Below are 19108 nucleotides of genomic sequence, written 5' to 3'. Positions count from 1 at the left end.
GGAAAGCAGCCGAGGCCGCCCCGGAACTCCGGGACGGCCTCGGCCTTGTAACAGAGGGTGTCAGTCCACCCTGTGGCGGTGCGTCAGTTGACCGTGTAGCTGTACGGCAGCGCCGCCAGCACCGAACCGGTCGTGCCCAGGCTGTTGTTGGCGGTCGCCACCGAGGTCGGGGCGGACACCAGGTACAGCACACCGTGGACGGTGCTGCCCTTCGGGCCGGTCGGGGTGAGGGTCACCTGCAGCGAGCCCGTCGCGCCCGGCTGGACGACCACCGGGGTGGCGGCCGGGGCCGAGGCGTTGACCGCGGTGGCGTACGGGTCGCCGGTGCTGGAGGTCAGCGCCGGGTCGAACGCCTGGGTGTGCGCGGTCGCGGTGATGGTGGCGGTGCCGGCCGGCGCGCCGGCGGTGCCGAACGGGCCGATCTGCTGCAGGAAGGTGCCCCAGATGCCGGGGACGATCGGCTGCGCGGCGGTGCCGTTGTCCGTCACGACCGAGATGGTCGAGCCGTCCTGGGCCTTCTTCAGGTTACCGAACAGGTCCGGCGAGCCGGTGGTGGCGCTCAGCTCCAGCTGGGCCGGCGTCGAGGACGCCGCGACCGCCTTCAGCTGGTCGGTGCCCGGCGGGACGAGGAAGGCCGGGACCGCGGAGGTCAGGCTCAGCGGCAGGGTGACCGACGCCGAGGCGCCCTGCGGCACCAGCGGCAGGTCGACGCGGCGGTCGAGGCGGCCGTCGGCCGAGATCTGCTGGGTCGCCACCGTGTTGTTGGTGTAGTTCACCTGGACGGTCACCGGCTTGCCGGCGGCCAGCTTGGTGCGCGCGTCGGTCGGCAGGCCGGCCGCGGTCGCGGTGTTCTGGTTGAACGCGATCGTGCCGGCGAAGTCCTGGCTGAGCTGCTGGCCGCTGACCGGGCCGAGCACGTTCAGGACGAAGCGCCAGCGGCCCTCGGCCGGGTTGACCGTGGTGGCCGAGACGCCCGCGGTGGTGCTGGTCAGGTTGCCCTGCGCGTCGAGGATCGCGTTGCCCTCGATGTCGACCGGGGTGCCGTCCGGGCTGATCAGCGCGCCCTGCATGAGCAGCTTGGAGTCCTTGACGGTGACGCCGACCCGCAGGTCCTTCTGGCCCTTCGGGACGTCGAACGCGTAGGAGAAGCTCTGCGTGGGCGAGCTGCCGCGGCCGTTGCCACCGGTGATGGAGCCGGTGAAGGTGCCCTTGCCCTGGTTGACCGGGACGAGGCTGCGCAGGATCACCGGAACGCTGGTGGTGGCGCCGTTGGAGCCGGAGACGGTGACCGCCTCGCTGGAGTCGCCGCTGGTGGCCGGGGTGGTGACCTGGACCTTGAGGGTCTTGGTGTCACCCGGCTCGATGTCGACGACGTTCGGGCCCACGGTGCCGGCCGGCACCGCGCGCTGGGTGGAGCTGCCCAGCTGGACCGGGCCGGTGTAACCGCCCTTGCCCGCCGGGGTGTAGAGGATCGCGGTCCAGTCGCCGGCGACCGGGTGCGGGACGTCCACCAGACCGAAGTTGGCCGAGGTGGCGCCGCCCTGCGGGCGGGTGTTCGTCTCGAACTTGCCGGTCGGGTCGAGCAGCGTCATGCGGACCACCGGGCCGTTGGCGACCGGGCTGGCCGCACCCTGCCAGGCGATCGACGCCGCGAGGCGGTCGGCACCGGCCGGGACGGTGATCTTGACCTGCTTCTGCACCCAGGGCGCGCCGTTGGTGGCGTACTTGAAGGTGTCGGTGGCGGCCGAGTCCAGCTGGACGGTCTGCTGGCTGCTCGCCTGCGGCACGAAGCTGCGGGTCGCGGCGCTCACCGTCTGGGTGGTGTCACTGGTGTTGGTGACGCTCACGTCGGCGGTGTGGGTCGAGCCGGGGGCGCCGGCGATCTCGACCTGGCCGGTGTTGACGACGACCGTGTTGCTGCCCGGCGTGCCGTCACCGTCGTCGTAGCCGCGGGCGGCCTCGACGGCGGCGCGGACGTTCAGCAGACCGGCGCCCTGCTCCTCGGCCGGCACGCCGAGGTCCTGGGCGGTGCCGGTGATGAACTTCTTCACCAGGGCCGGGGACGGCGAGTCGCCGCCGTGGGTGTCGCGGTAGGCCTGGATGACCAGGGCCGCGGCACCGGTGACGAACGGCGCGGCCTGGCTGGTGCCGCCGAACGACTGGATCGGCTGGCCGGTGCCGGCGAAGCCCTTGCAGTCGGTGTACTTGGTGAGGTCGGGCGAGCACAGCGCCCAGTCCGACTCACCCGGGGCGACCAGGTCGACCGTGCGGCCGGCCTGGGTGAAGCCGCCCGAGGAGAGCGCGGAGATGCGGTTGTTGCTCCAGGTCTTGTTCGAGAACTGGGCGGCCGCGTAACCGGTCTGCTGGTAGTTCTGGTTGTCCGTCGAGGCGCCGACCGCGATCACGTTCGGGTCGGTGGCCGGGGTGCCGACGGTGCCGCTCAGACCGGCGTCACCGGAAGACACGGCGACCGTGACACCGGCCTTGACGGCCTGGTCGTTGAAGAGCGAGATGGTGTCGTGCGCACCGGAGTCCGGGGTGACGTTCCCGCCGAAGGACTCGTTCAGCACGTCGACGTGGGCGACCCGCACCGCGTAGTCGATCGCCTGCAGGATCGACGAGTTGGACATCATCTCGCCGCCGGCCTTCAGGGCGACCAGCGAGGCGTCCGGGGCGAGGCCGCGGACGCGGATGTTGCAGCCCGCCGGGAGCGGGTGCGAGGCGTTGACGAACTTGGAGACGTCGTAGACCTGGCGGCCCTGGGCGATGACCGCCGAGGCGTCGCCGAAGGCCTCCGCGCCACCGGTCGGCGCATTGGTGCCGTCGCCCGCGAAGTCCTGGTAGTCGACGACGGCGTGCGAGCCGTCGGCCCGGATGAAGTCCGGGTTGTTCGGGTCCAGGCCGTCCGCGATGTAGGCGACCTTGACACCCTTGCCGGTGGCCAGGTCGGCCGCGCCGGGCTTGCCGTTGCCGGTGACCCCGTGGGTCGAGTACAGGCCCTCGGGCTCCAGCAGCGGCTTGCTCGGGTCGGAGGGGCAGACCGTGTTGGTCGCGTTCTCCTCCGGGCCCTGGCTGCCGTTACTGCCCGAAACGGCTTCCGGGGCGGCGCCGGCCTTGGCCGCCTGGTCGGTGGCCTCGTCGGCCTTGGTCTTGGCCTTGGTGGCGGCCGGCGGGGCGACGTTGACCTGGGTGTCCGTCACCACGGAGGCGACGGCCGGGTCGGCCTGCAGCTGCGCCCGCAGGGCCGGGCTGACCGTGGCCGAGAAGGCGTTGCCGACCACGAAGCTCTTGATGTTGGTGCCGCCGTGGGCCTTGACCTTGTCCAGCAGCGGGGCCTGCGCGTTCGCGGCCTTCTGCTGGCGCGCGCCCAGGTGGCCGTTGTCGGCCGGGGCGTCCGTTATCTGGTCCTTGAGAATCACGATCACCGGCACCGGGGTCCCGTCCGCCGACGCCGCGGGGGCGTTCGGGGCGTCGGGAATCGGGGCGCCGTTCGCGGTGGTCCCGAAACCCAGGACCATGGACGCGGCGGTGACCGTGACGGCGGCTGCTAGCTGGGATTTCCGCCAGCCGATCAATGGACATCCTTTCGTCTGATGAGACGTCAGGGTGCGCGCGGTCAGCGTACGCGGATCCTGTTCGGCCGCGTGGTTGCTCCGGACCACGCGTCCCGACAGCGGTCGCATTCCAGCGCATCGGACACGATCACGACAAGGGGGGAAATTCCCATCGGCAGGTAAAAATGACCATCAGTAAGTAAAATCGGCGAGGGATATCAGGCCAATCACCGGCCTTTTCGCCGCTCAGGCCTACGAAGCAGTGCCTGACCTGCCCTGTTCACCCCGCTGGCGAACTTTGGACACTGGCGGACAACCGCCATCGGGTACCGGTCGAAAACGGACTGCACCGCTGACCGTCTGTCTCTCTTCCCCGCCACCGCCACCGCAAACCGAACGATGCCGGTCGGGGATGTTCGCGGACAAACACCCCCGACCGGCCGCAATCAGGACATCCCGAGCTTCTCCTGAGCGTCCGTCAGATCTTCGGTCCCGTCGGGGCGGGCGTCGTCCTGGGTCAGCCGGTGGCACCAGTACCCGGAGAAGTCGATCGACGCCTTCGGTACACCGCGCTCCTCCACCAGACGCCGGCGCAGCGCCCGGACGGCGCCCGCGACGCCGCCGCCGCGACCAGGGTCACCGACGAGGAGTGGTGGACCGTCCGCTCCGCCCAACTTACCGAGCTGGCCCACGACTTCACCTCCCGCTTCCCGCTCCTGACCGCCCTGGAGAGCGGCGGCGACCCGGACCCGGAGGAGCGCAACCGGGAGGGCTTTCGCAGCGGCCTCGCCGTCCTGCCCGACGGGATCGAGGCCTCGACCGGTTGAGTGTTCAGCCGCGACGGGCGGAGGGGATCGCCAACACGACACCCAGCACCAGCAACGCGGCGTACCCGGCGGTCTCGTGCCCCGAGGGGACCAGCAGGCGGACGAAGCCGAACAGGCGGAAGCCCCCCAGGTGGTCGGCAAGCAGGCCGGACGCGCCGCCGAGGATCAGAACGAAACCGAGATAGCCGAGCAGGGTCTTCATACCGAAAGCCTAGGAATCCGGCCACGCCCGGTAATCCCACTTTCGGCGCGATCCGGCCTCACCAAAGTCGTCCCGGGCGCCTGCTCGGCGATCGAGGAGTGCTTCCAGACTCCTAATTCGGCCTGTTCGGCGCGGCGTTCAGCGCGCTCACGCTCGCCGCCGGGGTGTGAACGCTAACGTAGCCTGGCGGCCTGACGATGCGGATGGCCGAAGAAGCACCGCCGCGGACCGCGGTCACTCGGACGCCCTCGGCGACGGCGTCCCAGATCCGCAGGTTCAGTCCGACGAGGGCATCCCGCACGTACCACACGGTGGCTCAACTGCCCGTCGTGCTTGGTCCTTTGATGGCTGCCCCGACGGTGGTCGGGGCAGCCATCGGTCAGAAGTTGGCCCGTGCGTACTTCAGGGCCTCGCCCACGTTCGCCAGTCCGGGCCCGGTGGCCTCGTCCGGGCCGGGTCCGGCCGGCCTGTTGAATCGTGGATGGTTGTGGCCGGCGGTCACGTCGGTGGCGGTCTTGACGAGCGCCTCGGTGACCTGTTGGACGGTGAGCCCTGGCCTGCCACCGGTGCCCAGGAGGACCGCGGCGGCACCGGCGATCTGAGGAGCGGCCGCCGAGGTGCCCGAGAAGAGTGCCCAGCCGTCGTCCGACCGGGTGCCGTCGGGGGTGTCCGGGAACTGGCCGTCGGCTGCCCGGCTCTCCTCGACGTCGAGCGTGCAGCCGGGCGGGATGGGGAGCATCAGGTACTGGGCTCGCGGCAGCATACCCACCAGACCGCAGACCGTGGGCACGAGGACACCGTCGAACCAGGGACTGACGTAGCCGCTCGCGTAGTCCGACGCCTGCAGGTCAAGACCGGGGCCGACGAACACCCCTCCCGCCGCGATGACTCCGGGAACCTGCGGCTCTATCGAGAACTGGCCGTTGCCGGCGGAGAACACCACCACGATTCCCTGCTCCACGGCGTCGGTGATCTCGAGCACCCAGACCCGGGACGACGCGGGCGGCCGCGGGTCCGGCGGCGGCCATTCGAGGTCGCCGCCCCAGGAGTTGGTGAGCACCTGCGGGTGGTCGGTCTTCGCCTGGAGGAACCCAGCTATCGCGCTGGTCAGTTGGCCACTGGAGTCACTGGCGCGGTAGAACCGCAGAGTCGCGCCGGGGGCCACGGCGAAGATGTTGGCCGATTCCCCGGTCCCGTGTCCGATGGGGTCCTCGGCGGGACTGGTGCCCGGGACGAGGGTGGTGACGGGGTCGACGTGGTAGCCCTGAAGCGCGAAGTAGGTGTGCGCGTAGTGTCCCGTGTCGACCATGGCGACCTGCACGCCCGCGCCCACCACACCTTGCTGCTGCGCGGCCGTGGCGCCGAGCAGCATGGCCACGTCGCCCGGAAGCCGGAGGTGGTACTTGCTCACGTTCGGCGCCTGTGCGGCCGGCGACAGTTGATGGGGCGAACGCGGTTGCTCCAGCACGACGGCCTCGATCGCGGTGGTACCCCGCGCGGCTCCCACACCCAGATCCTCGGGTTGGCCCTCGCCGACGATATCGAGGTGGGTCACATAGCGGACCCGCCCGTTCGGTACACGTTGCAGCACCTCGTACGATTCGATCCGGCCGCCGGTCAACGCCTCGTACGCGGAGGGCGGCCCGCAGACGGTGAATCCCAGGCGGCTTTCGGCGGTGACCGTGAGCCCGGCCGCCACGGCACGCTCCTTGGCGCGGGCGCGGGTGCCTTCATTGGCGTGGAACGGCCTGGCCGAGCCGAGGTCGGTTGCCTCGGTCATGGGTACGCCGCCCAGTGACTGTGCCGACAGATAGCCGAACACCAGCTCAGGGGGAGGCTGCCCGGTCTTCTTCATCCTGGGAAGCATCATGTCTCCTCATTCGACGCCTTGCCGTACTGCTGACGGAAGGCGGCTTGCGCCACCGGGTGGTCCGCGTCGAGCAGCAGGACGTCTCCGCGGGCCCGCGCCTGGTCCAGCTGGGGACGCAGAGCGGACTGCTCCGGCGCGTACAGCACTTGGACCCGCCCGTCCTCCGAACCCCGCGCTGCCACCGGGGCCACGGCCACGGCGTTGCCTCCCGCATCCGTAACCCACAACTGGAAGTCGTCCTGCTTGAAGAAGACGATCTCGGTGATCGGGCTGGGGTAGTGGTGGACGCCGCCGCCCTGCGGCAGCTCCGCGGAATGCACATCGTGCGGCAGCGGAACGCTGGCGTTGCAGATCGAGTCGGTCCAGCGTGCCACCCCTACGGCATCGGTGATTTCGGTGTCCAGAAGATCTCCGATACCGAGTTCCTTCACGGCGTCCGGGAACGACGCGTAAAGGCGCTTGGCGTTCTGCCGCAGCAGGTCGACCTTGGCGGGGTCGGCGCAGAACTGCGCGGACCACTCGATTCCGGCGAGATTGCGAACGGTGAACCAGCCGTCGGCGTCCTTGAGCCACAGGCCTCCACCGTGGTGGTCCTCGACAGGTTCCGGGCCGTAGAACGGCTTCACCAGTGTGTCGACCACCTTGTGCAACTGAGCGCGAGAAGCGATGTACTCCGTGGAGTCCTGACGGGGCGGGTGCCCGGGAATGTTGATGGTCCAGCCGAGCTTCTCGGCCTCGGTATGGGGCTGGGACGGATCGCCCCTCGCGGCGGTAGTCACGGAAACCCCTCCACCAGATTTGTATACGTTCCAACTAAACTTACAAGAGACGTTTACTCTGTATCTCCAGCGTGCGCTTCGAGCCGGGACGGGTCAACCCCTGCCCCAGGAACAAGGCCCTGCTCGGTCCGGGTCCGCGCCGGGCTCCGGACGGAGCAGCAGGCGCGGCGGCCCGGCGGCGGCGCGGGTACGTTCGCCGTGTGCAGCTAATATCACAGAAGGTCATCAAACTGGCCGCATTGTCCGGCGTGTCCGTCGCATCGGCGATGTCCGGCCTGGCGCTCGCCGCCACCGCCCCGGCGGCGTCCGCGCAGGACTCGACCACCGTCGTCGGCGGCGAGCGGCTCGGCCGCCCGGACGTCCAGGTCGCCCCGCTGGCGGGCGCGCCCGCGCTGCCGGCCGAGCTCACCGGCCGGTCCTGGCTGGTCGCCGACGCCGGCACCGGCGAGGTGCTCGCCGCCCGCAACGCCCACATGCCGCTCCCCCCGGCCAGCACCCTCAAGATGCTGTTCGCGGACACCGTCCTGCCCAAGTTCGACCGCTCCCTGGAACACCAGGTGACCCCGGCCGAACTGGCCAACCTGGGCGTCGGCAGCAGCCTGGTCGGCGTCAAGGAGAACCTGCCGTACCGGGTCGAGGACCTGTGGCGGGGCGTCTTCCTCAGCTCCGGCAACGACGCCGTGCACGTCCTCGCCAACATGAACGGCGGCATCCAGCAGACCGTCGCCGAGATGCAGGCCCGCGCCCAGTCGCTCCAGGCCCGAGACACCAAGGTGGTCTCCCCCGACGGCTACGACATGGACGGCCAGGTCACCTCCGCCTACGACCTCACGCTGTTCGCCCGGGCCGGGCTGCGCAACGCCGACTTCCGCTCCTACTGCTCCACCCGCACCGCGGTCTTCCCCGGCGGGGTGGACACGCTCACCGGCCGCCGCACCACCTTCGACATCGCCAACACCGACCGGCTGCTCGGCAAGTACCCCGGCCTGATCGGCGTCAAGAACGGCTACACCACCAACGCCGGCGCCACCTTCACCGGCGCCGCCGAACGCGGCGGACGGACCCTGCTCGTGACGGTCATGCACCCCGAGGCCCAGGGCAGGGTCTACGACGAGGCCGCCAGCCTGCTCGACTGGGGCTTCGCGGCCGCCGGCAAGGTGCAGCCGGTCGGTGTGCTGGTCGAGGACATGGCGGCGACGGCCTCGCCGAGCGCCCCGAGCGCCCCGGCCGCCGGCTCCGGGCCCACCGCCGTCGTGCAGCCGCACGCCGCCGAGCACAGCGGCCACGACCTCGGCCTCGCCGCCTGGACGGCCGCCGCGCTCGGCGCAGGCCGCGACCGCACCCTCGTCCGGGGCTCCCGCACCCGCCACTGAGGTGGTCTCCGCCGAGGCCACCGCGGTCGGCTTCAGCCTGCTGCTCGTCCCGGTCCTGGACCGGCCGTTCACCGGGGACCTGTGCGTCTCCCCCGAACCGTTCGAGGAGAGCGCCCTCGCCCAGTTCCGGTGACGGCCCGGGCCTGGCTGACCAGCCGTTCTCCGCACTCCGGCTCTAGACTTCCGGCCATGACCACCGACCCCGCCTCCCAGGACCGGCTCGCCCGGATCGTCCGCCTCTCCTCCGGGAGCTACCTGCTCGTCACCACCTACAAGAAGGACGGCACCACCGTGCCGACCCCGGTCTGGGTGGTCCGTGACGGCGACGCGCTCGGCGTCTGGACCGTCGCGGACTCCTGGAAGGTCAAGCGGATCCGCAACCGCGCCGACGTCCTCGTCGGCCCCTGCGACGTCAAGGGCCGCCCGACCGGCGACCAGTTCCCCGCCACCGCCGAGATCCTCGGCCCCGAGCGCACCGCCGCCTACCGCACCCTGCTGCGGCAGAAGTACGGCCTGCTCGGCGTGCTCACCCTCCTCGGCAGCCGGCTGCGGCGCGGCGAGCGCGGGACCGTCGGGATCCGGATCACGTTGGCGGAGTAGTCGGACCACGGGCGCGGAGGCCGTCCGTGGCAGGCTTGCCGTCCATGGGAGAGAACGGAACGGCCCTGCTGGTGGTCGACGGCGCCAATGTCGTCGGGTCGGTGCCCGACGGCTGGTGGCGGGATCGACGCGGCGCCGCCGAGCGGCTGCGCGATGCGCTCGTCGCCGTCGCCGAGCGGGGCCTGCCGGGGCGGGGCGGGCCGCTGGAGGTGGTGCTGGTCGTCGAGGGCGCGGCACGCGGTGTGACCGGGCTGCCGGAGGTCCGGGTGGTCGCCGCGACCGGCAGCGGCGACGACCGGATCGTCGACCTGGTCCGGGCGGCCAGGGCCGAACACCCGGACCGGGACTGCCTGGTCGTCACCGCCGACCGCGAACTCCGGGCCCGGGTCACCGCTCTCGGCGCCGAGGTCACCGGGCCCCGTACGGTCAGGCCGTAGCCACCGCCGTCAGTACCGCACCGCCTTCACCACCACCGGCAGCAACCGCTGACCCGCCGGTTGGTGGCTGAGCGCCACCGGGGTGGCCTGGTCGCCCGACGGGATGTTCTCCGCGCCGACGACGGCGCTGTCGACCGTCTTGCCGCTGGTGTCGGTGAAGTCCACCTGCACGGCGTAGGAGGCCGTGTCGATGCCGTTGTTCTCGATCGTGACGAAGGCGGCGGGCAGACCGCCGCTGTCGGCGAGTGGCACGGCGGTGAGGGTGGTGGCGCCGAGGGCGTTGCCGCCGTTGGGGGCCTGGGCCAGGACGGAGACGGCCTTGTCGTGAACCATCGCCTGCTGGGCGGAGACCGACGCGGCGAAGGAGGCCGCCGCAGCCAAGGCCGACTCGACGGCCGAGGGCGCGGCGGACGGTGACCCGGTCGCCGAGGGCGAGGCCGAGGCGGAGGCCGAAGCGGAGGAGGTCTCCGTGGGCGTCGGGCCCGACCTCACGATGGACGGGTTGGTCGACGAGCTGCTGCACGCCGCCAGGACGCCGCCGGCGGCCAGCATCGCGACCAGGGCGACCGCGCGGGGTGCCGTCCACCGGCGGGGGCTGGGGTGGGTGTGGAGTTCGCGCACCGGGGTTCCCTTTTCTCACTCGGCGGCCTGTACTCACCCCATGCTTCGGGGCGTTCCGCCGCAGCCGCGAGGCATGCACACCCGTTCGAGTGGAGGGGACCGCTACCCGGTCCGCGTCGCTCGGTCATCCGATTGAGTCGCTCGGTCATCCGATTGATCGGGCCGATTTCGCACCGTACGGGAACCAACGCCTCCGGCCGTCCGACTGGTGGGGCGTGAGTGCGAAGTCGCCGGGTGTCCGGCCGTTGAGTGTGCTGGTGGGGTTCGCCCTGCTGCTGGTGGTGGTGTTCGTGGTGGCGTACGGCGTGGGCCGTCAGGTGGGGCCGGTGTCGCCGGGGCTGACGCCCGGGAGCGGGGGCGGCGGGTCGCCCGGGATGAGCGGGCACGACATGGGGGGTGTGCGGTGAGCCCGGTTGCGGGGGCCGATGCCGGGGCCCTGGTGAGCACCGATCTGGCGGTCGGCGGGATGACGTGTGCGGCGTGCGTGGGCCGGGTGGAGAAGCGGCTGGCGCGGATCGACGGGGTGACGGCCGGGGTGAACCTGGCGACCGGACGGGCGCGGGTGCTGCATCCGGCCGGGGTGTCCGTCGCGGAGCTGGTGGCGGCGGTCGAACGGGCGGGCTACACCGCCGAGTTGGCGCCTGCCGGGCCGGCCACCGGACCGGCCGGGGAGGAGCCGGACGAGCGGCGCCGTCTGCTGGTCACCGCGCTGCTGTCCGTCCCGGTGCTGGTGCTGTCGATGGTGCCGTCGCTGCAGTTCGCGGCCTGGCAGTGGGTGTGCTTCGCGCTGGCCGTCCCGGTGGTGACGTGGGGTTCGGCGGGCTTCCACCGCCGGGCGTGGCAGGGGCTGCGGCACGCGGCGGCGACCATGGACACGCTGGTGAGCCTGGGCGTGCTGGCGTCGTTCGGCTGGTCGGCGTACGCGCTGCTGTTCGGCGGGGCCGGGGAGGTCGGCATGAGGATGCCGTTCTCGCTGACGGCCGACGGCGGCGGCGCGGCGCACGTGTACCTGGAGGCGGCCGTCGGGGTGCCGCTGTTCGTGCTGGCCGGGCGGCTGCTGGAGGGGCGGGTGCGGCGGCGCAGCGGTTCGGCACTGCGGGCGCTCGCCGAGCTGGGCGCGAAGGAGGTCTGTGTCCGGGAGAACGGCGAGGAGCGCCTGCTGCCGGTCGAACTGCTTTTGCCTGGGCAGGAGTTCGTGGTGCGGCCGGGCGAGCGGGTGGCCACCGACGGGGTGGTCGTCGAGGGCGGCTCGGCGCTGGACCTGAGCCTGCTGACCGGGGAGAGCGTGCCGGTGGAGGTCGGCCCCGGGGACCGGGTGGCGGGCGCGACGGTGAACGTCGGCGGCGCGCTCGTGGTGCGGGCGACGGCGGTCGGCGCGGACACCCAGCTGGCGCGGATCACCGCCCTGGTGGCGGACGCACAGGCCGGGAAGGCCCGGGCGCAGCGGCTGGCGGACGCGGTGGCCGGGGTGTTCGTGCCGTGCGTGCTGGCGGTGGCGGTGTGCGTGCTGGGCTTCTGGCTGGGCGCGGGCGCGGCTCCGCAGGCGGCGGTGACGGCGGCGGTCGCGGTGCTGGTGGTGGCCTGCCCGTGCGCGCTGGGCCTGGCCACGCCGACGGCGCTGCTGGCGGCGACCGGACGGGGCGCGGAGCTGGGGGTGCTGGTGCGCGGCCCCGAGGTGCTGGAGAGCCTGCGGCGGGTCGACACCGTGGTGCTGGACAAGACCGGGACGCTGACGACCGGGCGGATGGAGCTGGCGTCGGTGGCCGTGGCCGAGGGCCTCGGCGAGCCGGACGTGCTGCGGCTCGCGGGTGCGGTCGAGCACCGCTCCGAGCATCCGATCGGGCGGGCCGTCGCGGCGGCGGCCCGGGAGCGGTGCGGGGCGCTGCCGCCGGTGGGCGGCTTCGCGGCGACCGCCGGGGTCGGAGTGTCCGGGACGGTCGAGGAGCGGGCCGTCCGGGTGGTCCGTCCGGACGGGACGGCCGGGCCGCTGCCGCCCGGGCTGGCCGGGGCGGTGGCGGCGGCCGGGGACGCGGGCCGCACGGCGGTGGTGGTCGAGCTGGACGGGCGGGCCGCGGCCGTGCTCGCGGTCGGCGACACGCTGCGCTCGGGCAGCTGGCGGGCGCTCCACCGGCTGCGCGGGATGGGTCTGGAGACCGTCCTGCTCACCGGGGACGGTCCCGGCGCGGCGCGGGCGGTGGCCCACGAGCTGGGCATCGAGCGGGTGCACGCCTCGGCCTCGCCGGAGCGCAAGGCCGAGGTGGTGGCCGAGCTGAAGGCCGCCGGGCGGACCACGGCGGTGGTCGGCGACGGCGTCAACGACGCGGTGGCGCTGGCCTCGGCGGACCTCGGGGTGGCACTGGCCTCGGGCAGCGACGCGGCGATCGGCGCGGCCGGGCTGACCCTGGTGCGGGGCGGCATCGAGGCGGTGGTGGACGCCGTCCGGCTGGCCCGGCGCACCCTCGCGACGATCCGGGCGAACCTGCTGTGGGCGTTCGGGTACAACGTGGTGCTGGTCCCGCTGGCGGCGGTCGGGCTGCTCAACCCGATGCTGGCGGCCGTCGCAATGTCGCTCAGCTCGCTGCTGGTGGTGGGCAACAGCCTGCGGCTGCGCACCTGGCAGCCCGGGCGTGGCAACAACCGTCAGGGGGCGCGGCGATGACCGTGCCGGAGCGGCTGAAGGTGGTCGGCCCGCCGGTGGGCGCGGCGGCCCTGGCGCTGGCCCTGCTCACGGGGTGGACGGCGGTCGGCGGCGCCGGGCGGCCCCGGCCGGCGGAGGCCGCCGGGCCCGGGTGGCTGCTGCTGCCGACGGCGGGGGCGTCACCGGCGACGACGGCGTTCTTCACGATCCGCAACCCGGGGGACGTGCCGGACGAACTCACGGGCGCTGCATGGGAGTTCGGCGGACCGATCACCCTGAAGCGGCACGTGCACCAGGGCGCCGCGGGCCGCTGGGCGCCCGTGACGACCCTGCCGGTACCGGCGCGGGGGGAACTGGCGATGTCGCCGGAGGACTCCGACCTGATGATCGCCGCCCCGCCGCCGCTGAAGGCCGGCCAGTGGGTGGAGTTCACGCTCACCTTCCGGCACAGCCCGGAGCTGCGCCTCAGGGCGGAGGTCCGGCCGCCCGGCTCCCGGCCGCCGGCCTGAGCCTGGGCCGCTGACACAGCCGGGCGGCGGGCCCCGAGGACCTGCCGCCCGGAGGGCCCGGAGGGACCGGAGGATGCCCCGGCCTTCTTTAGGCCGGGGTGGGGGTACCGCCCGCTTGCGGGGGAGAATCCGGCTTCCCGCGATGGGGGTACCCCCGGCCGGAGGCTGGGGGAGGGGCAGGGATAGCCGTATCACCGTCAAGGCGATCCGGCGTATCGGGAGAGACATTGCCGAGAGCGACCTCAAGCCGGTGCTTGATCTCAGAGTTGAGAGACCTTCGGGCCGTGCGTGCGTTGGTGGTCAGCAGGGTGTGACTGTCAGAGGGCAGTCGTAGTGTGATGCGTACTTCATCATCCATGCGCCTGACTGCAGCGGAAGACTGACACTATGACGACACCGCAGGAAGCGGGGGATGCCGGACATGCCCGGTACACCTACCGGCTTCGCGTGTCGTCCACCGCACTCGCCGCGCTGGAAGGGGAGTGGTCACGGTGTCGGTGGGTCTGGAACGAGTGCGTCGCCCGATCCCGCAAGGCCCACCGGGAGAAGGCCCCGGACGGATGCGGTCCGGCGCGGCTGGACAGGATGCTGACCGAGGCCCGCGCCGCGATGGGATGGCTTCGCGAGGGCAGCAGCGTTTCTCAGCAGCAGATCATCCGGGACTTCGCCAAGTCCCGGGCGAAGACGCTGAAGGACATCAAGGCCCGGTTGCCTGTGCGTCAGCGCGCGGGGATGCCGAAGAAGAAGCGCGCGAAGGCCTGCAAGAAGGTCGCCCGGCAGCGTGAGGACACCGCCCGCAAGTGGGCCAAGCAGGTTGTCCGAAACCACGATGCCCTGGCCGTTGAGGACTTCCGGCCGAAGTTCCTCGCCAAGTTCACCATGGCGAAGAAGGCCGCCGACGCCGCGATCGGCGCGACCAAGCGAGCCCTGATCGAGATGGGACGCAAGCACGGCAGGGCCGTGCACCTGGTCCACCCCGCGCACACCACGATGGACTGCGCGCACTGTCATGCGAGAGCCAAGCATGCACTGCCGCTGGGGATGCGCGTCTACACCTGCACCGCGTGCGGAGTCTCCTCCCCCAGGGACAAGAACTCCGCCCACGTGATGCTTGTCCGGGCAGGTCTGAGCCCGGCTGACGTCGAGAGCAGAGGACCCGCCGGGACGCCGTCCCGGAAGGCAGCTTGAGTCAGAAATCCCCCGACAGAAGCCGGAATCCCCCGCTTCAGCCGGGGGAGCAGTCAATCGTGCGGTACGACCGCCACCGGCGCCTGCGCGTGGTGCAGCACCGCGTGGGCGACCCGGCCCAGGCGCGGGCCGAGCTCGACCGTCCTCCGACGGCGTCCGACGACGACCAGCGAGGCCCTCGCCGAGGCCTCGACGAGGGCCCGGGCGGCGCCCAGGCGGACGTCCTCGACCACGTCGACCTCCGGGTGCCGTTCGCGCTGCCCGGCCACGGCCAGCGCGAGCATCTTCTTCTCCAGCGCCTCAAGCTGGGCAACCTCCGTCTCCGGCGGCACCCAGCCCGCGTACCCGAACACCGGGGGCAGCTCCCAGCCGTGCACCGCCCGAACCCGGGCGCCGCGCAGGGCCGCCTCCTCGAAGGCGAGGGCGAGCACGTCCTCGGCCGAGGCGTGGGCGTCGACGCCGACCACCACCTCGGCCGCCTCCGCGTCCCCCTGCTCGCGCACGACGACCACGGGGACGGTGCTGCGAGCGGCGACCGCCATGCCGACCGAGCCGAGCAGCAGGCCGGTGAAGCCGCCGAGGCCGCGCGAGCCGAGGACGAGCAGTCCGGCGTCCGCGGCGACGGCGACCAGGCCGTCCGCCGGCGCATCGAGGACGACGTCGGTCTGCACGTCGAGGCCGGGGTGCGCCCGGCGGATCCCGGCGGCCGCGTCGGCGATGGTCCGCTGGGCGGCGGCGGGCAGGTGGTCGGGCTCGGCGAGGGCGTCCCGGCCGTCGGTCAGCCACGGCCAGACGTGTACGAGGCGCAGCGGGGCGCCGCGGCGCAGCGCCTCCTCGGCGGCCCAGTGTGCGGCGGCGGTGCTCTCGGGCGAGCCGTCGACCCCGGCGAGTACGGGTGGTGTCATCACAGTTCCTTCGCTCGGTGGGCGCTGCGGTCCGGGGTCCGGACGGTGCGCGCTGACGTTCCGTCCGCTCCTCCCCCACCCTGTCGGCCTGGCCTGGCCCTGCGGCAGAGTCCACAGGACCTCCGCGGACGGGACGAAAGGCCCGCCCGGTGGAGACTACGTCCGACCCCGGGCTGCGGCGGGCCGACACCCGGGCACGGCCCCGCCAGTCTTCTGACGCCACGTCACTGCCCTCCTTGCCCGAACCGCCGAACGAGCCGACACGGGTTCAAAGTTCGAGCACGCTTCCCTGGAAGAACACCCTCAACATCCATTGTCGCCACGCATGTTCGAAGGTAGAGTCGCCGTTCGCCGAGCACGGATGAGCACTTCTGAGCATCATTTGGGGCGGGCATGTCAAATTCTCGCGGTACCCTCCAGGTCGCCCCCGACCTGTCCGACGTGTTCTCCGAAATCGCACGTCGATATCCCCGCCGTCCGGCGATTGTCCAGCAGGGACACGCCCTGAGCTACGGCCGGCTCCACGAGCTGGCGAACGCCCTGGCCACGCGCCTGGGCGACGATCCCGGCACGGTCGCGGTACCGGCCGCGCACTCGCCGGAAACCGTTGTCGCACTTCTCGGCGTCCTCGCGGCCGGGGGCGCCTATTGCCCGGTCGATCCGGCATTCCCGGCCCCCCGTCAGGAGGCCATGACAACGGCCGCCGGCTCTCGTACCGCGGTGGCCACCGGGACGCCACTGGCTCCACAACTCGGGCTGGGATCGGTTGAGTTACCAGCGCCTTCGGAATTACTCGGCGCCCCACCGGGAACCCTTCCCGCGCGGCGCGCCGGGACCGGTCCGGAACGGCCGGCCTACATTCTCTTCACGTCGGGTTCGACCGGGCAGCCGAAATCCGTCGTCACTCCCCGCCGGGCCGTCTCGGCCGCGGTCCACTCGCTCCGCGAGCTGTTCGGGCTCACCCCCGACGACCGCGTGCTCCAGTTCGCCTCGCTCAACTGGGACACCTGCTTCGAGGAGATCCTTCCGGCCCTCACCACGGGCGCCACGCTCGTCCTCGACCCCGACGCGCACCGCGGCTCGTTCCCCCGCTTCCTGCGGATGGTCGAGCGCGAGCGGATCACCGTCCTGGACCTGCCGACCGCCTTCTGGCACGAACTCGTCCTGCACCTCGCCGAGGACCGGCTCACCCTGCCCGGCTGCGTCCGGCTGCTGGTGATCGGCGGCGAGGCGGCCGCCCCCGCCCGGCTGGCCGACTGGAGCGCCCTGGACACCGGGCGGATCCGGCTGGTCAACACCTACGGGTGCACCGAGACCACGCTGATCACCCACGCCGTGGACCTGTCCGGCCCGGGCGCGCCCGGGCGGTCCTGGGACGGCACCACCCGGGCGCCGATCGGCCGCGCGCTCCCGCATGTCGTCGAACACATCAGTGAGCAGGGCGAGTTGATGATCGGCGGGCCTGCCGTCGCGCTCGGTTACCTCGGCCTGCCGGAGGCCACGGCGGCGCGGTTCGTCACCGTCGACGGCGAGCGCCGGTTCCGTACCGGCGACCGGGTCCGCCGTGCACCGGACGGCGTCCTCACCCACGAGGGCCGACTGGACGGCGAGGTGAAGGTGCGCGGCATCCGGGTGGACCCGGCCGAGGTGGAGGCCCACCTCACCGCGCACCCCGACGTCACGGCGGCTGCGGTGACCGCGGCGACGCTCGCCGGCCGGTCCGCCCTCGTCGCGTACGTGGTGCCCCGGCCCCACGCCACCACCGCGGCCCTGGGCGCCGAACTGCTCGCCCACCTGCGGGAGCGGGTGCCCGGCCACCTCGTGCCGAGCCGGGTCACCGTCGTGCCCCGGCTCGTGTTCACCCCGAGCGGCAAGGTCGACCGGGCCGGCTGCCACCGGCGGTACGCCACCCCCCACGACCAGGTCGGAGGAGACCTCCGTTGAGCACTGACACCACCACCCCCGCCACCCCCGACGACGTGGTGGCGATCTTCCGGCGCGTCCTGCAGCGCGAGGACGTCGCGCCCGACTCCGACTTCTTCCAGCTCGGCGGCGACTCGCTGATCGCCACCCGGGTGCTCAGCGCGGTCGCGCGTGCCCACGGCGTGGAGCTGACCTTCGACGAGTTCCTGCTCGCGCCCACCCCGGACGGCCTCGCACAGAGAATCACGGCGGCCAGATGAAAGGCCGAAGAGAGACCCGCACGGCTGTTGTCGTCGGCGCCGGCCTCGCCGGGCTGACCGCCGCCACCGGGCTGGCGGCCCGCGGGATCGGCGTCACCGTCCTGGAGGCCCGCGACCGGGTCGGCGGCCGGACCCACGGCATCGAGGTCGCCCCCGGTCGCTGGATCGACGCCGGCGCCGCCTACCTCGGCGACCGGCACACCGAACTGCTGGCCCTGCTCGGAGAGTTGGGCCTCAAGACCACGCCGACCGCGATGCTCGGCGCCAGCCGCTTCGCCCTCGGCGCGGCTCGGGGCGGCGAACCGACCACCCGGGACGGCCGGTTCCCACCGCTCAACGCCGTCGCCCTCGGCGACCTGTTCGAGCTGCTGGACGAACTCACCACCACCGTAAGGCCGGAGGCCCCCTGGCTCACCCCGGGCGCCGAGCGGCTGGACACCCTCACCGCCGCCGAGTGGGCCGAGCAGCACCTCACCCACCCCGACGCCCGGCTCTTCTTCCCGCTCTTCCTGGGCGAGATGATGGCCGCCGACCCGGCCGCCGTCTCCGTCCTCCACCTGGCCTTCTACCTGCGCTCGGGCGGCGGGCTGCGCTACCTCAACGCCTTCGAGGGCGGCGCCCAGCAGGACCGGATCGCCGGCGGTGCGCACCTGGTGTGCGAGCGGCTGGCCGACCGGCTCGGCGCCCGGGTGCGGCTCGGCGAGCCCGTCCGGGCCGTCCACCAGGACGCCGATGGTGTCACTGCCCTTACAGCGCACGGAAGTTACCGGGCGGACGTCGCCGTGCTGGCGCTGCCGCCGGTGCTCGCCGACGCGATCGAGCACCGGCCGGGCCTGCCGCTGCGCCGGGCCGGCGAGCGCACCGCGCGCGGCTGCGCGGTCAAGGCGAGCCTGGTCTACCCGGCGCCGGTCTGGCGCGACCACGGCCTGTCCGGCTGGTCGGTCAACGCCCGCGGCCCGTTGCTCTCCACCGTGGACGACACGCCGCCCGAGGGCCGGCCGGGCGTGCTGACCGGCTTCGTCACCGGGGCCGAGGCGCACCGGTTCGCTGCCCTCGACCCCGCGCAGCAGCGCGAGGCGGCGGCGCGGCAGGCCGCCCAGCTCTTCCCGATGCTCCCCGAGCCCATCGGCTGCCACATCACCGACTGGGTCAACGAGCCCTACAGCCAAGGCTGTTACGCCGCCCTGCTGGGCCCCGGCGACTGGCTGCGGCACGGCCCCGCCCTCACCGCCCCGAGCGGGCGCGTCCACTGGGCCGGCACCGAGACCAGCACCGCCTACTTCGGGCTCATGGAGGGCGCGATCCGCTCCGGCCACCGCGTCGTCGCCGAGATCCTCGCCCGCGGCTGAGACGCCCCCGCCATCCTCGTTCGCGTCCGAGACACCCCCACCGCCCTTCGCCCGGCGCCGGTTTCACGAGAAC

General features: G+C 72.7%; 20 protein-coding genes. 12 read left to right on the top strand and 8 right to left on the bottom strand.

The window, feature by feature from the left end; translation table 11 throughout:
* Positions 1 to 83: 83 nt before the first annotated feature.
* Together KV557_RS29705 and KV557_RS43170 are read right to left on the bottom strand one after the other, a co-directional pair.
* Positions 84 to 3575 carry a S8 family serine peptidase gene (locus KV557_RS29705; protein ID WP_218204624.1) on the bottom strand — a complete coding sequence of 1164 codons (3492 nt, stop codon included), beginning with the start codon at positions 3573 to 3575 and terminating at the stop codon, positions 84 to 86.
* Positions 3576 to 4000: 425 nt separating this feature from the next.
* On the bottom strand, positions 4001 to 4135 hold the full coding sequence (locus tag KV557_RS43170; RefSeq protein ID WP_308130142.1) for a hypothetical protein: 135 nt from the start codon (positions 4133 to 4135) through the stop codon (positions 4001 to 4003).
* On the opposite strand from KV557_RS43170, the gene KV557_RS44580 reads away from it, so the two are divergent.
* Complete coding sequence (locus KV557_RS44580; RefSeq protein WP_308130143.1) at positions 4079 to 4381, top strand: hypothetical protein; 303 nt, start codon at positions 4079 to 4081, stop codon at positions 4379 to 4381. The two genes, KV557_RS43170 and KV557_RS44580, sit on opposite strands and share 57 nt — an antisense overlap.
* Positions 4382 to 4385: 4 nt before the next feature.
* On the opposite strand, the gene KV557_RS43165 is transcribed toward KV557_RS44580, so the two are convergent.
* The 3 genes from KV557_RS43165 to KV557_RS29690 form a co-directional block, all read right to left on the bottom strand.
* The gene (locus KV557_RS43165; RefSeq protein ID WP_256178137.1) at positions 4386 to 4583 is read right to left on the bottom strand and encodes a hypothetical protein; all 198 of its coding nucleotides are present in this window, start codon (positions 4581 to 4583) and stop codon (positions 4386 to 4388) included.
* A 379-nt stretch (positions 4584 to 4962) separates the two neighbouring features.
* Positions 4963 to 6453, bottom strand: coding sequence for a S8 family serine peptidase (locus tag KV557_RS29695; protein WP_218204622.1), 1491 nt, complete (start codon positions 6451 to 6453; stop codon positions 4963 to 4965).
* Positions 6450 to 7232, bottom strand: coding sequence for a DUF6424 family protein (locus tag KV557_RS29690; RefSeq protein WP_218204621.1), 783 nt, complete (start codon positions 7230 to 7232; stop codon positions 6450 to 6452). The genes KV557_RS29695 and KV557_RS29690 overlap by 4 nt, the downstream gene beginning before the upstream one ends.
* Positions 7233 to 7480: 248 nt before the next feature.
* On the opposite strand from KV557_RS29690, the gene KV557_RS29685 reads away from it, so the two are divergent.
* From KV557_RS29685 to KV557_RS29675, 4 genes are read left to right on the top strand one after another with little or no spacing between them, the layout of a single operon-like run.
* A complete protein-coding gene (locus tag KV557_RS29685) occupies positions 7481 to 8605 on the top strand; it encodes a D-alanyl-D-alanine carboxypeptidase family protein (protein ID WP_374106689.1) in 1125 nt (374 codons plus the stop codon).
* Position 8606: 1 nt separating this feature from the next.
* On the top strand, positions 8607 to 8738 hold the full coding sequence (locus KV557_RS43160) for a hypothetical protein (RefSeq protein WP_256178147.1): 132 nt from the start codon (positions 8607 to 8609) through the stop codon (positions 8736 to 8738).
* A gap of 56 nt (positions 8739 to 8794) precedes the next feature.
* Positions 8795 to 9205, top strand: coding sequence for a PPOX class F420-dependent oxidoreductase (locus KV557_RS29680; RefSeq protein ID WP_218204620.1), 411 nt, complete (start codon positions 8795 to 8797; stop codon positions 9203 to 9205).
* A gap of 44 nt (positions 9206 to 9249) precedes the next feature.
* The gene (locus KV557_RS29675) at positions 9250 to 9642 is read left to right on the top strand and encodes an NTP pyrophosphohydrolase (RefSeq protein ID WP_218204619.1); all 393 of its coding nucleotides are present in this window, start codon (positions 9250 to 9252) and stop codon (positions 9640 to 9642) included.
* Between the two features lie 9 nt (positions 9643 to 9651).
* On the opposite strand, the gene KV557_RS29670 is transcribed toward KV557_RS29675, so the two are convergent.
* Positions 9652 to 10263, bottom strand: a complete 612-nt coding sequence (locus tag KV557_RS29670) for a hypothetical protein (protein WP_218204618.1) — start codon at positions 10261 to 10263, stop codon at positions 9652 to 9654.
* A 245-nt stretch (positions 10264 to 10508) separates the two neighbouring features.
* On the opposite strand from KV557_RS29670, the gene KV557_RS29665 reads away from it, so the two are divergent.
* Genes KV557_RS29665 through KV557_RS29655 form a run of 3 tightly spaced genes read left to right on the top strand, consistent with a single transcriptional unit; the run spans position 10509 to position 13410 of the window.
* The gene (locus KV557_RS29665; protein WP_218204617.1) at positions 10509 to 10670 is read left to right on the top strand and encodes a hypothetical protein; all 162 of its coding nucleotides are present in this window, start codon (positions 10509 to 10511) and stop codon (positions 10668 to 10670) included.
* A 29-nt stretch (positions 10671 to 10699) separates the two neighbouring features.
* On the top strand, positions 10700 to 12922 hold the full coding sequence (locus tag KV557_RS29660) for a heavy metal translocating P-type ATPase (protein WP_374106691.1): 2223 nt from the start codon (positions 10700 to 10702) through the stop codon (positions 12920 to 12922).
* On the top strand, positions 12919 to 13410 hold the full coding sequence (locus KV557_RS29655; RefSeq protein WP_218204616.1) for a copper chaperone PCu(A)C: 492 nt from the start codon (positions 12919 to 12921) through the stop codon (positions 13408 to 13410). The genes KV557_RS29660 and KV557_RS29655 overlap by 4 nt, the downstream gene beginning before the upstream one ends.
* Positions 13411 to 13498: 88 nt before the next feature.
* On the opposite strand, the gene KV557_RS44575 is transcribed toward KV557_RS29655, so the two are convergent.
* A complete protein-coding gene (locus KV557_RS44575; protein WP_218204615.1) occupies positions 13499 to 13768 on the bottom strand; it encodes an Arc family DNA-binding protein in 270 nt (89 codons plus the stop codon).
* A gap of 29 nt (positions 13769 to 13797) precedes the next feature.
* Here KV557_RS44575 and KV557_RS29645 point away from each other — a divergent pair, with 29 nt between their 5' ends.
* Complete coding sequence (locus KV557_RS29645) at positions 13798 to 14598, top strand: zinc ribbon domain-containing protein (RefSeq protein ID WP_218204614.1); 801 nt, start codon at positions 13798 to 13800, stop codon at positions 14596 to 14598.
* Between the two features lie 53 nt (positions 14599 to 14651).
* On the opposite strand, the gene KV557_RS29640 is transcribed toward KV557_RS29645, so the two are convergent.
* Complete coding sequence (locus tag KV557_RS29640; protein WP_218204613.1) at positions 14652 to 15503, bottom strand: universal stress protein; 852 nt, start codon at positions 15501 to 15503, stop codon at positions 14652 to 14654.
* Positions 15504 to 15896: 393 nt separating this feature from the next.
* Between KV557_RS29640 and KV557_RS29635 the strand changes: the two genes are divergently transcribed.
* The 3 genes from KV557_RS29635 to KV557_RS29625 are packed head-to-tail and all read left to right on the top strand — an operon-like array spanning position 15897 to position 19035.
* Positions 15897 to 17447, top strand: a complete 1551-nt coding sequence (locus KV557_RS29635) for an amino acid adenylation domain-containing protein (protein ID WP_256178136.1) — start codon at positions 15897 to 15899, stop codon at positions 17445 to 17447.
* Positions 17444 to 17686, top strand: a complete 243-nt coding sequence (locus KV557_RS29630; RefSeq protein ID WP_218204611.1) for an acyl carrier protein — start codon at positions 17444 to 17446, stop codon at positions 17684 to 17686. Before KV557_RS29635 ends, KV557_RS29630 begins: the two co-directional genes overlap by 4 nt.
* Positions 17683 to 19035, top strand: coding sequence for a flavin monoamine oxidase family protein (locus KV557_RS29625; protein ID WP_218204610.1), 1353 nt, complete (start codon positions 17683 to 17685; stop codon positions 19033 to 19035). Before KV557_RS29630 ends, KV557_RS29625 begins: the two co-directional genes overlap by 4 nt.
* The last annotated feature ends 73 nt before the right edge of the window (positions 19036 to 19108 follow it).

It is taken from the genome of Kitasatospora aureofaciens (genome assembly GCF_019192735.1).
Taxonomy (GTDB): Bacteria; Actinomycetota; Actinomycetes; order Streptomycetales; family Streptomycetaceae; genus Kitasatospora; species Kitasatospora aureofaciens_A.
This window is presented reverse-complemented; position numbering and strand designations above follow the sequence as displayed.